The 388-nt window shown below is 67.5% G+C and carries 1 protein-coding gene; it reads right to left on the reverse strand.

Annotated elements, in window-relative coordinates:
* Positions 1 to 388 (reverse strand): beta-ketoacyl synthase N-terminal-like domain-containing protein (locus tag VR44_RS38915; protein WP_157880550.1); only part of this gene is annotated, 388 nt, incomplete at both ends.

Below are 388 nucleotides of genomic sequence, written 5' to 3' on the forward strand. Positions count from 1 at the left end.
CCGTAGTCGTGGTACATGACGCCCGCGAACACTCCGGTACGCGAACCCTTCAGTGACCCGGGATCGATACCGGCCCGCTCGAACACCTCCCACGAGGTCTCCAGCAGCAACCGCTGCTGCGGATCCATCGCCAGGGCCTCACGCGGCGAGATCCCGAAGAACGCGGCATCGAACTCCCCCGCCTCGTACAGGAACCCGCCCTCACGGGCATAACTCGTCCCCGCGTGATCCGGATCCGGATGGAACAGCCCGTCCAGCGCCCAGCCACGGTCCACCGGGAACCCGCCGACCGCGTCCCCGCCCTCCGCGACCAACCGCCACAGATCCTCCGGAGAACGCACCCCACCCGGATAACGGCAACTCATCCCCACGATCGCGATCGGATCGT

The organism is Streptomyces katrae (assembly GCF_000966975.1).
Lineage (GTDB): Bacteria > Actinomycetota > Actinomycetes > Streptomycetales > Streptomycetaceae > Streptomyces > Streptomyces katrae.